The sequence below is a fragment of the Pseudalkalibacillus sp. Hm43 genome, assembly GCF_051842935.1.
Classification (GTDB): domain Bacteria; phylum Bacillota; class Bacilli; order Bacillales; family Fictibacillaceae; genus Pseudalkalibacillus.
This window is the reverse complement of the sequence record NZ_JBPXRR010000003.1, coordinates 1-16,642: the sequence shown is the minus strand read 5'-3', so window position 1 is coordinate 16,642 and position 16,642 is coordinate 1. Positions and strand designations below refer to the sequence as shown.

Below are 16,642 nucleotides of genomic sequence, written 5' to 3'. Positions count from 1 at the left end.
TTTTGTCTACTCGTGGAAATGATAGGCCCCGCCAGCCATCTTTTGCAAACCATTTGTAGTGGATCCTTTAATGCCTACAATGACAGGGTGAGGCGAGAGATCTCTGAAAGAGGAATCAGAATGGTCATAAAAACGAACCGACGTCCAATGAATCCGCAACTCAAAGTATGCACCGAATTCATCCTGCTTCTCTTCGGGTTGTCGTTCAGCCATTAATACAGAACCGTATCGATCAGCCCACACTGATGGGTTTACGCAGTTAAAACCAACATAGTCTAGCTCTGAGCGCCCTGTAGGATGTTCCATAAGTGCGGCCAGTTCACGTTCACGAACGGTATCCGGTTGTCCCCATTCGATGAAGAATGGATATCGAATCGGTGAATGATCATCCTGTTTCAAGAAAAGCATCGACCATTCCAATAAAGATCCATCCCCTTTTTTCCGTTGACCGTGCACAGGTCCTATCGTTTCATGTCCTTCGGCTTCCAAATGATCTTTCAAATTCAGTAACCTGTCCGTCCGGAAAGCCAGTTGGGAGAACCCCTCTCGTTCCGCTGCAGCATCCCAGGCAATTTGTTGAATCAATGGGTTATCCGAATGTTCAGCGACTTGCCTATTTTGGATGCCGATCCATTCAATGTAGGCTAAGCGCTCATAAAAGCTCAAACAATTATACGTTCCCCAGTTGGGATGATCACCTCCATAAAGGGCATTCAAGCCGAGCAATTCAAACGCATTTTTCGCACTTTCGGGCTGTTTCGTAAAATGGACTACATGATCCAATCCTGTAATCATCCGCTCACTTCCTTTCCATATTCAATTCAGTACAAGTACCTCGTTCGATTTCCATCCAACAATGTCCTTTTTCAACGAACAACGTTTTCATTTCGGTATATAGTAATCTAAGAACGGTCTTTTGGGAGGGCGTAGGATGTTTCCGAAATTGCTGGAGGTTGCAGGCGTATGGATTCAAGCTTTAGGAACCTTCATCAATGCTTCCGGACAAACCGTCATCGTTCTTGAAAAGGATGAAAATAATGTAGAGGGAAATTCTCTTGCCTTGATTGGAAACGGTGTTGAAGCATTCGGAAACTCTTTGCAGGCGATTGGTAAAACCAACACCGAACCTGAGAACAGCGATGGAATTTTGGGAGCCTGGCTGCAATCGGCAGGAAACATTACGAATAGTTACGCCGCCTACCAAATCATCCGAGGATTTGAAATTGAGGGATTGTTTCTGGACCTTTTCGGAGACTCCATCCAATCGATCGGTGCGTTTCTGGAGTCCTTGTCTCATTTGGAGGGTGAGCTCATTGAAGCTGAACTCGCATCCCGAGGGCAATTGCTCCAGTCATTCGGCGGGATACTCGAAGCGATTGGTGTTCTGTATATTTTAAAAGACAACATGGCGGAAGGGATTCAGATCCAGGCTTTCGGAAGCTATGCTCAGACCGCAGGAGCCACTTTAACTGCCATCGCGATCACGAAAGATTTCTTATCGACCGAATCTACATAGCCTGGATTGGGGAAGTTAATCTTGAGGTGATGTGAAATGAGCCAGGAAAGACGCATGATATGGTTCGGATCCTTTTTAGGTGGAGCCATCCTTCTTCTTTTCAGTGCAATCGGACTCAGTCAATATTGTAAGAACGTCGATCTAATGCCGAAAGTAAGATCAGATCAAGAAAAATGATGAAACAGCTTGGCATTTTCAGCGCATAAAAAAGGACCTAAGCTTGTTCAACTTAGGTCTTTTCAGCGTCATTTTCATTAACATGGATTCAAGAAAGTTTGTTTGAATTCCACTTTCCTATCTTCTGTTTGTAGCTTCAAATCTTTTTTCAAGGCAGGATCGGATGAGTACTTCACTGGTCTTGTCTTCTTGTCCAACGGCTTTAACACTTGCATACTCCCCCTCCTCGCTAAAATGGTAAATTACTTATTCCCTCTTTCGCATAGTTCGAAACCTATTTTCTTCATTTTTTTTAAGAAATCATTCTTGGTGCGACATCGGCCTTCGAATTCTGCTTCTTAATGACAAGAACGAACAAGCTTGCTAACCCACAAAAGACGCCGGCTAATAAAAATGCCCACGTGTAGGAGTCGAAGATTTTGTATATCACTCCACCAGTAAAGGCAGCTACGGCTGCACCCGCTTGGTGTGAAGCGAAAATCCAGCCGTATACGATTCCGCTTTTTTTCACTCCGAATATTTGTCTCGAGATGCTGATTGTCGGTGGAACAGTTGCAATCCAATCCAAACCGTAAAAAATGGAGAAAATCGTCAGCAATACAATCGAACCTTCAGAGAGAGCAAACGGCAATAATAAAAGGGATGCACCCCTCAACAGGTAATACCAAAATAAGAGCCAGCGATTATCGAAACGGTCGGACAACCATCCGGAAATCGTCGTGCCGATCAAATCGAAGATGCCCATGAACGATAATAACCAGGCAGCCGTTACAAGAGGGATCCCATAGCCGATACAGTAAGAGACGAAATGCGTTCCGATCAGTCCACTTGTGGAGAGTCCGCATATGAAGAAACTCCCTGCAAGGAGCCAAAATGCCTTCACCCTGACTGCTTCCTTCAATCCGTTGAACGCAATGACAATTGGATTCCTTTTATGTATTTCCTCTTCTTCCTCTGATTCCACCTCTTGACCATACGGTAAGACTCCGACATCCTTGGGTGAATTCTTCATAAACAATAGGATAATCAATAGCATCAAGGCACAAAGTACGAGAATCAATCCAACTGCATGACGCCAGGAATAGTTTTCGATGATCAATGCCAAAACCGGAAGTAAGATCAATTGACCCGTTGCAGTGCTCGCGGTCAGTATTCCGACTGCTAGACCTCTTCGTTCTTCAAACCAACGATTCGCGATATAGGGGCTGAGGACGGTTAAAAACAAACCAGAACCAAGTCCAATGATGACACCCCAAATCAAGATGAGTTGCCACGATTCTTGCATCAAGAAAGTGAGTAAGATACCCCCAAGCAACGTGGTCATGGAGAGCACCATCATCTTCTTCAATCCGAGGACTTCAATCAACGCCGCCATAAATGGCCCTGAAATGCCGTACAAAAACAAACTGATTGCAAAGGCTAACGATATGATGGACCGATCCCAGTTGAACTCATTCTCAAAAGGATCGATGAACACGCCGGAAGATGATCGGATGATCCCCGCTACAATAATGGAAAAGAACGTAACAATCAATATGACCCAGCTGTAATGGATCCTTTTCATACCCTCACCCACAATCCGTATTTCCCTTGAGAAGATTATTTCACAACCGGCAAAAAAACACCAACAGGAATGTTTCTCATTGAAATACGTTATCTGGACATATTAAGGTCAAGAAATGATTTTTTAGGAGGACCTAAGAAATGATCAGTATCCTTATCGGACTCGCATTATTGATGTTACTCGCTTACCTGGGCTGGTCTATCATTTGGATTGCACCACTGGTTTCCGGTATTGTCGCCATATTAAGCGGGATGGATATCCTTGATACGTATACAGGTACATACATGGCTGGTTTCGTCGGTTTTGCCAAGTCGTACTTTCCGATCTTCTTATTCGGAGCGATCTTTGGAAAGCTGATGGAAGATACCGGTGCTGCACAATCGGTAGCGTACAAAATATCAAACGTCATTGGAGAAAAACGCGCCATACTAGGGATGCTCCTATCCGCTGCCATCCTGACATATGGGGGCGTTAGTTTATTCGTTGTCGTATTCGCCGTGTATCCGTTGGCCGTCGCCATGTTCCGGAAAGCAAATGTTTCTAGAAAGCTGATTCCATCCACTTTCGTTCTTGGCGCATTCACTTTTACGATGACCGCTATACCAGGAACACCGCAAATTCAAAACATCATCCCGATTGAAACATTCAAAACATCAACGATGGCAGCACCCATTCTTGGGATCGTTGCCGGATTGATCATGGCTGTCGGTGGTTTCTTCTACTTGAAGTTCCGAGAGAGACAACTTACGAAAAAGGATGACCTTTTCACCGAGCCTAAAGGGGATAATCAGGTGAACAGCGTAGATGAAGATGAACTCCCGAACTGGATTTTATCGGTCATTCCACTGATTGCTGTCGTCATCACCTTGAACGCATTTGAAAATATCAGTATCCTTACTGCCTTATTGATTGGAATCTTACTCATCATGCTCTTCAACTATAAGCAATACAAAGCATTCATCGGTTCCATCAATGGCGGAGCTTCGGGGTCGGTTTTGGCAACAATCAATACGAGTGCAGCCGTTGGTTTCGGATCCGTGGTAACCGCTTCTCCTGGCTTTGATACGGTAAAAGATCTCATCTTCTCTATCCCGCTCAGTCCATTCTTTTCTGAAGCATTTGCCGTCCAATTACTCGCCATGATTACCGGTTCTGCTTCCGGTGGTATGGGAATTGCGTTGGAGGCTCTTGGTGAGGAGTATTACAATATCGCTACCAACAACAATATGAGCCTTGAAGCATTTCACCGGATTACATCCGTAGCTTCCGGGGCGTCCATTTTACCCCATAATGGTGCGTTACTGACGTTGTTCACTGTAACAGGCTTGACCCATAAAGATTCGTATAAGGATGTATTTGTCGTCGGATTGCTCATTCCGATGATTGCAACAATCGCGATCATCTTCCTTGCGATGATGGGTATCAACTAAGCTGATCCCAATCAACAAATACAAAAAAAGCTCGACCCGTTTTGGGTTGAGCTTTACTTATGTGCATATTACTGAGCAGTGTATCCAGCATCGATTACAGCTGCTTGTCCGGTAATACTTTTCGCTTTTTCACTGACAAGGAAGATTGCGTAGTCAGCTACTTCCTGAACTTGAATCAGTCTTTTTTGAGGTACGAGTGGATAGATGACTTCTTCAAGCGCTTTTTCTTTTTCGATATTCCGGGTCTTCGCCAAGTCTTCCAATTGGTTTTGAACCAATGGTGTGTCGACATATCCTGGACAAATTGCGTTTACAGTGACTCCATGATCTGCCCCTTCTAATGCAGCTACTTTCGTCAAACCGATAACCCCATGTTTCGCACTGTTATAGCCCGCTTTTCCAGCGAATCCAATCAATCCATTGATGGAAGCCATGTTCAATATACGCCCGTAGCCCTGTTCTTTCATATGTGGGAAGGCGTACTTGATTCCATAGAAAGGACCTTTCAGCATGATATCGAGGATCAAATCGAATTTCTCGCTTGGAAACTCTTCAACTGGTGCGACGTGTTGGATGCCGGCATTATTGACAAGAATGTCGATCCGTCCAAACGTCTCCACTGTTTTTTCGATGGCATTCTTAACGTCTTCTTCCTTTGCAACGTTTGCCACAACACCTTCAACCGTATATCCCTGGGCATTTAAGCTGTCCACCGACTCTTTCAATGTATCTTCGTTAATATCATTCAACATGACCTTTGCGCCGGCTTTGGCAAATTCCGTAGCAATCTCTAAACCAATACCCTGCCCTGAGCCAGTGATAAGGGCTGTTTTACCTTCAAGCATGATGAGCATCCTCCTTAACATTCATTCACGCTTAGATTACCCAAAAATAAAAAATCCTTGCAGTTATGGAAACCTGCAAGGATTTGGTTCGTTATTCTACAGTAACTGATTTAGCTAAGTTACGTGGTTTATCTACGTCGCAGTCACGGTGCAGTGCTGCGTAGTAAGAAATCAATTGTAATGGGATGACACTCGCAAGAGGTGTGAGCAATGGATGCACATCCGGAATGACGATGCGATCTTCTTCATCCGCAAGGCTTTCTGTACTGATCGTGCATGTATAAGCTCCACGAGCACTCACTTCTTTCACGTTTCCACGGATGCTCAAGTTCACGTGTTCTTGTGTCGCAAGTGCAATGACAGGTGTTCCTTCTTCAATCAACGCGATTGTACCGTGCTTCAGCTCTCCTCCAGCGAATCCTTCTGCCTGGATGTAAGAGATCTCCTTTAGCTTCAGCGCACCTTCTAAGACAACATGGTAGTCCATGCCACGTCCGATGAAGAAGCAGTTGCGTGTGACAGACAGATATTCACGAGCGATTTTTTCGAATTCTTCTTTCTGATCGCATAATGCTTCAATCGCATTGGAGACAATACTCAATTCCTTCATCAAGTCGAAGTCCATGTCGACTCCTTTTGACTTCGCTGTGTCAGCTGCAAGAATCGATAGAACAGCGATTTGTGCTGTATAGGCTTTCGTTGAAGCGACCGCGATCTCTGGTCCTGCGTGCAGCAACAATGTGTAATCCGCTTCACGGGACAGTGTCGATCCTGGTACGTTCGTGATGGTGAGTGCTTTATGACCAAGTTTCTTCACCTGCACGAGTACTGCACGGCTGTCTGCCGTCTCTCCACTTTGAGAGATGAAAATGAATAATGGCTTTTCAGAGAGCATCGGCATGTTATAAGAGAACTCACTCGCAATATGCACCTCAACAGGTACGTGAGCGACTTTTTCAATCAGTTCTTTCCCGACAAGACCAGCGTGATAAGACGTTCCACATGCGATGATGTAAACACGGTCCGTTTTCTTCATCGCTTTACGGATATCGTCATCGAGTTTCAGCTCATCTTTTTCGTTTTGATACTGGTTGATGATGTTACGGATGACGATGGGTTGCTCATCGATTTCTTTCAGCATGTAGTGAGGATACGTTCCTTTTTCAATATCAGATGCATCAAGCTCTGCTGTGAACGGTTCACGTTCCTTTACTTCACCATCTAAGTCTTTGATTGTCACTTCATCCTTAGATACAAGGACAATTTCCTCATCCATCAATTCAACGAACTGATCGGTCTTCTGTAGCATTGCCATAGAGTCACTAGCTACGACGTTGTAGCCATTTCCTAGACCGACAAGCAATGGACTTTTATTTTTCCCGACATAAATGACTTCCGGGTTTTCATTATCGAGTAACGCAAGTGCATAAGAACCCTTCAATAGAGAAAGCGTTTCGCGGAACGCTGCTTCAACTTCAAGGCCTTCCTTTACGAAATGCTCGATCAATTGAACGATGATTTCTGTATCGGTTTCACTCGTCAATTCAACATCCTTCAAGAATTCCTTACGTACTTGAGTGAAGTTTTCAATGACTCCGTTATGCACAAGCGTAAAACGTTTTGACGTACTTTGGTGAGGGTGCGCGTTCGTCTTACTTGGTGCACCATGCGTCGCCCAGCGTGTATGTCCGATTCCGATCGTCGCTGGTACATTTCCATCTACGTTTTCACGAAGTGTAGCAATACGTCCCTTTTCTTTGAAAACATGAACACCTTCGTCGTTCATGACAGCGATACCTGCAGAGTCATAACCGCGGTATTCAAGTTTTTCTAGCCCTTTTAATAAAATTTCTTTCGTATCTTCATTTCCGATATAACCAACGATTCCACACATAGAAATAAACCTCCCTGTTGGGGGGCAATCAGCCTCAAAAAAGGGGATGATCGATCCCCAACATCTATTTGTTTTTGTTACATCGGATCCATCCCTTTGTTCACCAAGTCGCCTCAGTGTTTTCAGTATGGATCTTCCGGTCGATGTAAACCGAGAGGTACCCGCCGATGATTCGATAAACCTCTTTCCTCGTCAACTATTTCGTTCACCGCCGCGGTGTCGGAAATTTATCCGATGAAATAGTCCAGGCGCTTTTTGTTGCGTATTCCTTACGATCCTCCTTTCTTTGCTCGAATGGAAATATCATACACCAGAACAAAAACAGCGTCAATGATTAATTCTTCTTTTCCTATAGCTTTTCCTATTATGGTCAAAACCTTATATAAATTTATGCAAAAGCAGCTCGTTTCGTGTGCTCGAGCTGCCCTGCATAGTATTCGAATCGAATGTCGATTTATGACCTTACTGTTGAATGTACCCCATTTCACTTTCTACTACACGTGCAATTTTGTCTGCATAGGCTTCACACAGCTCTTCAGTCGGTGCTTCAACCATGACGCGGACGAGCGGCTCTGTACCAGACGGTCGTACAAGGACACGTCCATTACCATTCGTTTCAGCTTCTACGCTTTCAATCGCTTCTTTAACGCTAGGGTTTTCCATAACTTTATGTTTATCGGTCACCTTGACGTTCTTCAGGCACTGAGGGAACTTCTTCATTTCCCCTGCCAATTCCGATAATGGTTTGTTCGTCAACTTCATGATGTTCACGAGTTGTAAGGCAGAAAGCAGTCCGTCTCCAGTCGTACCATGGTCCAAGAAGATGATATGACCCGATTGTTCACCACCGAGGTTGAAATCACCTGCACGCATGCGTTCCATCACATAGCGGTCCCCGACAGCTGTCTGTTCGGATTGAATATTCGACTCTTCCAAGCCTTTGTAAAAACCAAGGTTACTCATCACAGTTGATACGACTGTATCATGCTTCAATCTGCCTTCATTGTAGAAGTGCTTCGCACAAATGAACATGATCTGGTCTCCATCGACAATCTGACCGTTCTCATCTACAGCAATCAGACGATCGCCATCACCATCGAACGCAAGACCAATATCTGCTTCTTTTTCTTTCACAAGCTCAACCAATTTTTCTGGGTGAGTCGATCCGACACCATCATTGATGTTCAATCCATTCGGGGATGATCCGATCGTTGTGATATCCGCATCCAAGTCGGCGAACAAATGAGGTGCAAGTGAAGAAACAGCACCGTGTGCACAATCCAATGCAATACGGAGGTTCGAGAAATCCTCGTCGATCGTTTGTTTCAAGAACTGCAGATATTTCTGTCCACCCTCGAAATAATCACTCACAAGTCCAAGATCCATTCCTGTCGGTCTAGGTAACTGATCCTCATCCTGATCGATGAGCTCCTCAATTTCCTGTTCTTGTTGATCCAACAGTTTAAAACCATCTGATCCGAAGAACTTGATTCCATTATCTCCAACAGGATTGTGTGATGCCGAAATCATGACACCAGCCTGAGCACCTAATGCTTTCGTCAAATACGCTACACCTGGCGTAGAGATGACGCCTAACCGCATCACTTCCGCACCGATGGATAAGAGTCCTGCTACCAATGCTCCTTCAAGCATGTGACCAGAAATCCGTGTATCTCGTCCAATGATGATTTTTGGCTTTTGGGTTTCTTTCGTCAGAACATAACCGCCAAAACGCCCTAATTTGAATGCTAATTCAGGTGTTAGTTCGGTATTTGCTACACCTCTGACTCCGTCTGTTCCAAAATATTTACCCATTAATTCAATCGCTCCTTCTTCCCTTATACATTAGGCAGTTCTTTCGCTGATGGTTAAGGTCGCTTTCTTCAACTTCGAGTCATACGTAAAAGATTCCGGTAACTCAACCTCGATATTTACGTCATGCTCTCCGTCTGATAAATCTTCAGCATCTACAAAAGCAGTAATCTTATCTTCTGATAAAGCATTCAAATCTTCTTCCTTACCGGAGACCGTCAAATCCATAACGCCATTTTCAGGCTCTCTGATGGTCCCTTCCCGGTCTTCTCCTAATCCCATGATCTGAATTGGAAGGTCTTTGAATGTTTTCGTACTTGCCGTTTCATTCGGTGAGTCCCCTGAGGAATCTTCCACCTGTTCAACATCAATGATGACTTTCACTTTCTTCGGTGAGGTATAGAATGCTCCGTCTGGTAAAGGAACCTCCACCTCTATAGTCTCATCCTCGGTGATGTTGCTTAAATCAACAGGGATGTTGATGGTGTCCAGCTGATCCAAGACATCTTTTGGTGCATGGATCGTAATTTCCTCTTCTTCCGCTGTGATGGATCTTACTTCAATGCCATCAGGGACGGAACCTTCCCGTTCGATGGATACAGGTAGATCTTTACTAGGATTATCGATTGGTACTGTCACTTCTGTTGTAGAAGGATCAATGACAATATCAATCGGATCATAACTCTTGTTCAGTGCTTGGATCTTGACTTCACGTGTGAACGTCTCTTTTGCATCGCCGACATTGATGAAAGCTCGTACATATTTAATCTCATCAATGATTTCTTTTGCACCTGTGATTTCAATTTCATCTTGTTCTATTTCAGGCGTGCCAGCAATGTACCCATCCGCAAGCTGATCTTCATCCAGCAGCTGAACGGTTACAGGGAACGTTTCTGTTTTCTTCTCGTGAAGCGTAACCGTTACGGTCGGTTCCTCAAATGTGTACTCAATCCCATTCGGAATATTATCTATTTTCAAGTTCGCTTCATATTGACCGGGGCCTTTATCAGACAAGTCGACATAAGCTGTCTGACCTCTCTGCAACCCTAATTTTGTAAGGTCTGCTCTAGATCCGTTGAACTCAACTTTCACACGATCCGGTAAGCCCATAAGAACATATTTATTATCATCGTATTCAGCTTCAAGTGGAACGGTTTTAAATATTTCTTCTCCGGTTGTAGGGATCTCCGTGTTCGTTTCATTCGCTTCCTGATTCGTAATATTGACAGACGTGTACATCATTAGAGCGACTAGAAAGGCAGTTATTTTTACAAACCAATGACTCTTAAGCAATCTATCCATCTTTCTTCCCCCTCCAGTTCCACTTCGATGAGGAAGTTGCTTTAGATTTATTCATAATCTCGGCCTCTAATAGTTTTCGTAACATCTCTTCATCTAAGTTACGGTACAGCTCCCCATTTTTCGTCAGGGAAACATGCCCAGTTTCTTCAGAAACCACCAGTGTCAGTCCGTCTGTCACTTCTGAAATACCGAGTGCTGCACGGTGTCTCGTTCCGAGTTCCTTCGAGATGAATGGACTCTCCGATAATGGCAGATAACTTGCAGCTGACAAGATTTGATCGTCATTGATGATGACAGCTCCATCATGTAACGGTGTGTTCGGAATGAAAATGTTGATCAACAACTCGGAACTCAAATGTGCATTGATCGGAATTCCGGTTTCCACATAATCATCCAACCCGGTTTCTCTTTCAAGTGTAATCAGAGCTCCGATACGACGTTTGGCCATATAATTGGTCGCCTTCATCAACGCTTCTATCGTCTTCTGATTCTTCTCTTCTTCAGCAATCATCCCTCTAGAAAAGAACCTTCCCCGTCCTAGCTGCTCAAGTGCTCTCCGCAGCTCAGGCTGGAATATGATGATGATCGCCAAAATCCCGTATGTAATCGCCTCATTCATGAGCCAGTTCAACGTGTTGAGCTTGAAGATACCACTGAAGAACCAGACCGCCACAATGACGGTGATTCCTTTCAACAGTTGAATCGCCTTTGTCCCTTTGATAAGCATGATAAGTTTATAGATCACATAGGTGACTAAGAGGATATCTATTATATCGTTTATGTAGTTCAATACGTTAAAGTCTCCAACGGGAAACATCTCGTCATCCTCCAAACTGATCAACTTAGAATCATTGTTTCCAACAATGGTCAGTTTGTTACTAGTGTAACTCTTACATTATATCATAATTTGCAGCTATTTCTATTTTTCGACATTGAGGTGTATTCTGTCTCCGTTGTAAAGGAATAATTAATGTTCTCTACCAAATTCGATCCCTTTCTGCGAAAACGTGAAAAAAGGACAGGCTCACTTGTTCATGCCTGTCCAATATGAATGCCTATTGATAAAATCCTACTCATGATCGGATACAAACCAGTTCTTGATGCCCATGAATCCTTCTTTCAACCTGTACCAGACCCATTCCGTTACTTGATGGATTTCTTCACTTTCACCGGCTATATGCCCTGCGGAAGCCAGATAGTGTTTTCCGTTGATGACAGTCACATTTCCTTCTACCATCCCAGCAATTTCAACATCACCGTTCCGTACGACTAGATCTCCTTTAACGGTTTCTCCTTCTGGAACGATGACACGCTTGCTCTGTTCGTCAATCTTCACTTGAGCACCGTTTGCGGTGACAGAGATCGGGTTATCCTTGTTTCCTCCCCATTCACTGTAAATGGATCCTGACATCAATATCAGAAATACAACAGCTGCTGTCAGGAGCGGATGATGTTTAAACCATCTGCGCATTTTTGAGGTGGACTTTTCACGTGGTAACCGTTCCATCACTTTTGAAGTAAAACCATTCGGCGCCTTGATCGAATGATGACTTACGAGCATTCGATCCACATTTTTCAATTCCTCGAATTGTTCATGACAATCCGAACATCCCTTTATATGTTGTAGTAATTCGATTTTTTCGAGAGGTTCAATGCTTTCGTCTACCCATTTGTGCATATAGGACGAATATTTCTTATCACATTTCATCTCATATCCTCCTATCCATCCAGATCTTTCAACCGTTTTCTAAGTGCTTCTCTCCCACGATGGATTCTTGTCTTGACTGTAGAAACGGGTATCTGTAAGATATCGCTGATTTCTTTCAGTGATAATTCCTCCAAATATTTTAAAGCTATTGCTGAACGATATTTAGGAGGCAGTTGTAGAATCTCTCTTTGTATACGTTCTTGAAGCTCAAAGGTTTCAATTTTTTCTTCAGGTAATTGTTCTGCAACTGCAACTTGTGAATAAAGGGTCAATCCTTCTCCACCCGCAACTTCTGCATCTAAATAATAATCTGGTTTTTTCTTTCTTATACGGTCGATTGTCAAATTGGTTGCAATTCTATATAGCCAAGTTGAAAATTTATGTGCTTCATTATACTTCTCGATATGTATATAAGCACGTACAAAGGCATCCTGTGCGATGTCTTCCGCCTCATGCACGTTCCCCAACATGCGATAGACGATATGATATACCTTATCTTTATATATTTCAACCAGCTCTTCGAATGCTTTCTGATCCCCTTTTTTGACTGATCTAACCAAACGCTTCACCGTTATATCCATATAGGAACCCCCGATTTTGCGATCTCAAAATTTTCCTTATACCCCATTAGTACTATCCAACTCATATTCTAACATGGGAAAACATCCAGGTGATGAATATTTTTGTTAAAAATAGGTTTATGTTTACAGATATCGGGTATTATGAGTAACAACCATTACGAGCGAAAGCAGGTGGGCGAGTTGTCAGCTGAAGAACGTTATCTATTGAACGAAATCGAAACCTCTAGAAAAAGAATGTTGACCCTGGCGAAAGAAAAACCGTTATTTTCCTCAGAGGTTGTTGAAATTAGTCAGTACTTGGATGACCTCCTCAACCGTTACGATGGAATCAAGAGTGAAATGATAAAAGTATCCTAAGTAAGCAGCTTCGACATGAAGCTGCTATTTTCTTTTTATACAGGAATAATTTTTACTGTGCATATTATGGACGGTTAGTTTTTCAGATTTAATCTATTGACTACTTTATAACCGCCTTTGATGGTGAAGTCAGGATCATATTCGTCGCCCCACCTTTTTAGAGTATTGCGGACAATCCATTCAACCGTTTCTTGGATATATTTTCGATTACGATTCGTCTGATTGTTGGAATACATGCGGTAATAGTAAATCAATTGATCAATCCATTCAAATCGGTATTTCTCAATTAGCCTTAGGAAAATATGCAAGTCATCTGCATGTCTTCCGTCGTACGGCACTACCGGCCACCCACCGATGCTTTTGACACACTCTGTTCGATAAAACCGCGGGTATGGAACATAATTGGATAGAAGGATCTCATAACGATCTTTAGGTGAACGCCCATGTGTCATAATTGTTTTCTCATATTTGGTCCTTTGTTTCCCCTTCTCATTCTCAAACACCCACATAACATTCCCTGTAAAAAGAGCGACATCACTCTCAGATTTCCCTGCTGTTTCCATCAATACTTTTAACGCATCTGAAGGTAGCCAATCATCACCATCTAACTCTAGAAAAAAGCGGGTATGGATCAGTTGCAATCCTTTGTTCAAACATTTGCCCTTTCCTAGATTTTCATGATTTTTAACCAATGTGATTCGCTCATCCTCAAGAAGAGCGCTTATTGAATCTATACTTCGATCAGTTGATGCATCATCTACCAAGATCACTTCCCAATTTGTATACGTTTGAGCATACATACTGTCAATTGCTTCTCTTAAATATTTGCCGTTATTATATGTGGGTATAAGCACCGATACTTTTTCATTCACCCTTTTTTCCTCCCCGCCCTTACACTTACTTATTCCAACGTATTCGCAATAAATTCTTATCGTGAAAAAAGGACCCTACCGAAACAATTCGGTAAGGTCCTTTTGATGAATTTCTCTTATATTAACTTTTCTCCAAATAGAGAGCCAACTAGTCCAACTGCACAAGTCGCAGTTTTGTTTTTGTCATCCAGTATCGGATTCACTTCCACAAATTCAGCAGACGTGATGATCTTCGCTTCTTCAAGCATTTCCATCGCCAAGTGGCTTTCACGATAACTGATGCCACCTAATACCGGAGTACCTACTCCAGGTGCTTCTGCTGGATCGAGACCATCAAGATCCAAGCTCAAGTGTACACCGTCTGTGTTTTTGGAGACATATTCAATCGCTTCCTCCATAACCTTCGGCATTCCCATACGATCGATTTCGTGCATTGTAAATACTTTGATGCCTTTTTCACGAATCAATACACGTTCTCCTTCATCAAGAGATCGAGCACCGATAATGACGATGTTCTCAGGCTTGATCTTAGGTCCATACCCACCGATATCCTTCAGCTTCTCATGTCCGATTCCCAAGCTGACTGCAAGTGGCATACCATGGATGTTCCCACTTGGGGACGTATCGCCTGTATTCAAATCACCGTGCGCATCATACCAGATGACACCTAAGTTATCATAATGCTTCGATACTCCAGCAAGTGTTCCGATGGCGATACTGTGATCCCCTCCAAGAACGAGTGGGAAATGTCCATCTTGGATGATCTTGTCCACACCTTCTGCAAGACGTGTACTTGCTTCAATGACCCCTTGCAGGTTTTTCAAATTCGTTTCAGTGCTAGCTACTTTCTCTCTTTGAGGGATTTCAACATCACCATGGTCTTCTACTTCATAACCAAGGTTCTCTAAGCGTTCGATCAGACCTGCATATCTCATTGCACTTGGACCCATATCAACACCTCGGCGCATTTGTCCAAGGTCCATAGGAACACCTAAGATTCCGATATTCTTGTTCATATTTTTCCTCCTCATTGATTTCGCTCCACTCTCTATTGTAGGGGTTCATCATACTGTGGTTCAACTAGACATAAACCTGTATACTTATACGCTATTTAACCGGTTTTGTCTCTGGTTTTGGATAATTATAAAGCGTTTACATTTTCTGTGTATAGCATGTGCTAAATACTAAAAAACTCTCTAAACATTTGTTTAGAGAGTTGAAGAGTTTATGTAATGGTGGAGCCTAGCGGGATCGAACCGCTGACCTCCTGCGTGCAAGGCAGGCGCTCTCCCAGCTGAGCTAAGGCCCCATGGAGCGGGTGATGAGAATCGAACTCACGACCAGAGCTTGGAAGGCTCTTGTTTTACCACTAAACTACACCCGCATATATCATAATTATATCCAATCAGAGCGAATCTAAACTGGTGAGCCATGAAGGACTCGAACCTTCGACCCTCTGATTAAAAGTCAGATGCTCTACCGACTGAGCTAATGGCTCGCAGTCTTTTAAATAAATGGTGGAGGGGGACGGATTCGAACCGCCGAACCCGGAGGGAGCGGATTTACAGTCCGCCGCGTTTAGCCACTTCGCTACCCCTCCAATAAAAAAAGACTAAATAGTCTAATTTAAAATGAAGATGGTGCTGGCCAGAGGACTTGAACCCCCAACCTACTGATTACAAGTCAGTTGCTCTACCAATTGAGCTAGGCCAGCGTAGTAATATAAGATGCTACTCATTTTTTTGTCGTCCCGATTTCAGATCGTTGATCTGTGAGACCAGCAAAGATTAAATGGTGGAGGATGACGGGATCGAACCGCCGACCCCCTGCTTGTAAGGCAGGTGCTCTCCCAGCTGAGCTAATCCTCCAATATGGATGGTGACCCCTACGGGATTCGAACCCGTGTTACCGCCGTGAAAGGGCGGTGTCTTAACCACTTGACCAAGGGGCCATTATTGAAATTTTGATGGAGCTTCCAAGCGGGTTCGAACCGCTGACCTCTTCCTTACCATGGAAGTGCTCTACCTGCTGAGCTATGGAAGCAAATGGCTCCACAGGCAGGACTCGAACCTGCGACCGATCGGTTAACAGCCGATAGCTCTACCACTGAGCTACTGTGGAATAATCATTGAAATTAAATAGGTTGGCCCGGCGATGTCCTACTCTCACAGGGGGAAGCCCCCAATTACCATTGGCGCTGAAGAGCTTAACTTCCGTGTTCGGCATGGGAACGGGTGTGACCTCTTCGCCATCATCACCAGACCATTTCAAAATGATCCACAATCACAATCCTTAGTAAGGACAAGATATATATTACTAAAAAGAAAATGCTTTTGCAAGGACTTTTTTAGAAAAATGTTCCCTCAAAACTAGATAACTAACGGTTCTTGAAAACACGACGCACAGGATGTGCTAGTGCGGACGTTGTCACAGGACGTGACGTTGTTAGTCCGCGTTCATTTTTATGGTTAAGTCCTCGATCGATTAGTATCTGTCAGCTTCACGTGTCACCACGCTTCCACACCAGACCTATCAACCTCATCATCTCTGAGGGATCTTACTCGCTTGACGCGATGGGAAATCT

16 protein-coding genes, 9 tRNA genes and 2 rRNA genes are annotated in these 16,642 nt (G+C 43.6%); 4 read left to right on the top strand and 23 right to left on the bottom strand.

The features are described from left to right. Nucleotides 1-6 precede the first annotated feature (6 nt). Nucleotides 7-795 (bottom strand): VOC family protein, encoded by a 789-nt coding sequence (locus ACSVDE_RS17635; protein WP_439302281.1) that lies wholly within the window; start codon nt 793-795, stop codon nt 7-9. A 136-nt stretch (nt 796-931) separates the two neighbouring features. On the opposite strand from ACSVDE_RS17635, the gene ACSVDE_RS17630 reads away from it, so the two are divergent. Then, complete coding sequence (locus ACSVDE_RS17630; RefSeq protein WP_439302280.1) at nt 932-1,516, top strand: DUF6944 family repetitive protein; 585 nt, start codon at nt 932-934, stop codon at nt 1,514-1,516. 36 nt (nt 1,517-1,552) lie between these two features. After that, complete coding sequence (locus tag ACSVDE_RS17625) at nt 1,553-1,693, top strand: hypothetical protein (RefSeq protein ID WP_439302279.1); 141 nt, start codon at nt 1,553-1,555, stop codon at nt 1,691-1,693. Nucleotides 1,694-1,770: 77 nt separating this feature from the next. On the opposite strand, the gene ACSVDE_RS17620 is transcribed toward ACSVDE_RS17625, so the two are convergent. After that, on the bottom strand, nt 1,771-1,908 hold the full coding sequence (locus tag ACSVDE_RS17620) for a hypothetical protein (RefSeq protein ID WP_439302278.1): 138 nt from the start codon (nt 1,906-1,908) through the stop codon (nt 1,771-1,773). Nucleotides 1,909-1,985: 77 nt separating this feature from the next. Further along, a complete protein-coding gene (locus tag ACSVDE_RS17615) occupies nt 1,986-3,257 on the bottom strand; it encodes an MFS transporter (protein WP_439302277.1) in 1,272 nt (423 codons plus the stop codon). 140 nt (nt 3,258-3,397) lie between these two features. Here ACSVDE_RS17615 and ACSVDE_RS17610 point away from each other — a divergent pair, with 140 nt between their 5' ends. Further along, a complete protein-coding gene (locus ACSVDE_RS17610) occupies nt 3,398-4,687 on the top strand; it encodes a GntP family permease (protein ID WP_439302276.1) in 1,290 nt (429 codons plus the stop codon). 68 nt (nt 4,688-4,755) lie between these two features. Here ACSVDE_RS17610 and ACSVDE_RS17605 read toward each other — a convergent pair whose 3' ends face one another. The 7 genes from ACSVDE_RS17605 to sigW all read right to left on the bottom strand — a co-directional run bounded on the left by ACSVDE_RS17605 (nt 4,756) and on the right by sigW (nt 12,829). Then, entirely contained in the window at nt 4,756-5,532 is a 777-nt protein-coding gene (locus tag ACSVDE_RS17605) for a 3-hydroxybutyrate dehydrogenase (protein WP_439302275.1), read from the bottom strand. A 91-nt stretch (nt 5,533-5,623) separates the two neighbouring features. Then, the gene (glmS, locus tag ACSVDE_RS17600) at nt 5,624-7,426 is read right to left on the bottom strand and encodes a glutamine--fructose-6-phosphate transaminase (isomerizing) (protein WP_439302274.1); all 1,803 of its coding nucleotides are present in this window, start codon (nt 7,424-7,426) and stop codon (nt 5,624-5,626) included. Between the two features lie 462 nt (nt 7,427-7,888). Further along, the gene (gene glmM / locus ACSVDE_RS17595; protein WP_439302273.1) at nt 7,889-9,241 is read right to left on the bottom strand and encodes a phosphoglucosamine mutase; all 1,353 of its coding nucleotides are present in this window, start codon (nt 9,239-9,241) and stop codon (nt 7,889-7,891) included. A 30-nt stretch (nt 9,242-9,271) separates the two neighbouring features. Next, nucleotides 9,272-10,540, bottom strand: coding sequence for a CdaR family protein (locus tag ACSVDE_RS17590; protein ID WP_439302272.1), 1,269 nt, complete (start codon nt 10,538-10,540; stop codon nt 9,272-9,274). Further along, nucleotides 10,533-11,357: a diadenylate cyclase CdaA gene (cdaA, locus tag ACSVDE_RS17585; protein ID WP_439302271.1), complete on the bottom strand. Its 825-nt coding sequence runs from the start codon at nt 11,355-11,357 to the stop codon at nt 10,533-10,535. Before cdaA ends, ACSVDE_RS17590 begins: the two co-directional genes overlap by 8 nt. A 252-nt stretch (nt 11,358-11,609) precedes the next feature. Next, nucleotides 11,610-12,248 (bottom strand): anti-sigma factor, encoded by a 639-nt coding sequence (locus ACSVDE_RS17580; RefSeq protein WP_439302270.1) that lies wholly within the window; start codon nt 12,246-12,248, stop codon nt 11,610-11,612. An 11-nt stretch (nt 12,249-12,259) separates the two neighbouring features. Then, nucleotides 12,260-12,829 (bottom strand): RNA polymerase sigma factor SigW, encoded by a 570-nt coding sequence (gene sigW, locus ACSVDE_RS17575; RefSeq protein WP_439302269.1) that lies wholly within the window; start codon nt 12,827-12,829, stop codon nt 12,260-12,262. A 180-nt stretch (nt 12,830-13,009) separates the two neighbouring features. On the opposite strand from sigW, the gene ACSVDE_RS17570 reads away from it, so the two are divergent. Further along, nucleotides 13,010-13,186, top strand: a complete 177-nt coding sequence (locus ACSVDE_RS17570) for a Spo0E family sporulation regulatory protein-aspartic acid phosphatase (RefSeq protein WP_439302268.1) — start codon at nt 13,010-13,012, stop codon at nt 13,184-13,186. 74 nt (nt 13,187-13,260) lie between these two features. On the opposite strand, the gene ACSVDE_RS17565 is transcribed toward ACSVDE_RS17570, so the two are convergent. The 13 genes from ACSVDE_RS17565 to ACSVDE_RS17505 all read right to left on the bottom strand — a co-directional run. Continuing rightward, a complete protein-coding gene (locus ACSVDE_RS17565; protein ID WP_439302267.1) occupies nt 13,261-14,058 on the bottom strand; it encodes a glycosyltransferase family 2 protein in 798 nt (265 codons plus the stop codon). 116 nt (nt 14,059-14,174) lie between these two features. Further along, the gene (gene rocF / locus ACSVDE_RS17560; protein WP_439302266.1) at nt 14,175-15,074 is read right to left on the bottom strand and encodes an arginase; all 900 of its coding nucleotides are present in this window, start codon (nt 15,072-15,074) and stop codon (nt 14,175-14,177) included. Nucleotides 15,075-15,291: 217 nt separating this feature from the next. After that, a tRNA-Ala gene (locus tag ACSVDE_RS17555) sits at nt 15,292-15,367 on the bottom strand. A gap of 1 nt (nt 15,368) precedes the next feature. Beyond that, nucleotides 15,369-15,442 (bottom strand) — tRNA-Gly (locus ACSVDE_RS17550). A 38-nt stretch (nt 15,443-15,480) separates the two neighbouring features. Then, nucleotides 15,481-15,556, bottom strand: a tRNA-Lys gene (locus ACSVDE_RS17545). Between the two features lie 17 nt (nt 15,557-15,573). Next, nucleotides 15,574-15,658: transfer RNA gene (locus ACSVDE_RS17540), tRNA-Tyr, on the bottom strand. A gap of 38 nt (nt 15,659-15,696) precedes the next feature. After that, a tRNA-Thr gene (locus ACSVDE_RS17535) sits at nt 15,697-15,772 on the bottom strand. 78 nt (nt 15,773-15,850) lie between these two features. Continuing rightward, nucleotides 15,851-15,926, bottom strand: a tRNA-Val gene (locus tag ACSVDE_RS17530). Between the two features lie 8 nt (nt 15,927-15,934). Further along, a tRNA-Glu gene (locus ACSVDE_RS17525) sits at nt 15,935-16,009 on the bottom strand. A gap of 16 nt (nt 16,010-16,025) precedes the next feature. Continuing rightward, nucleotides 16,026-16,101, bottom strand: a tRNA-Thr gene (locus ACSVDE_RS17520). Between the two features lie 3 nt (nt 16,102-16,104). Continuing rightward, a tRNA-Asn gene (locus ACSVDE_RS17515) sits at nt 16,105-16,179 on the bottom strand. A gap of 25 nt (nt 16,180-16,204) precedes the next feature. Further along, nucleotides 16,205-16,320, bottom strand: a 5S ribosomal RNA gene (gene rrf / locus ACSVDE_RS17510). A gap of 202 nt (nt 16,321-16,522) precedes the next feature. After that, nucleotides 16,523-16,642, bottom strand: a 23S ribosomal RNA gene (locus ACSVDE_RS17505); the annotation flags it as partial.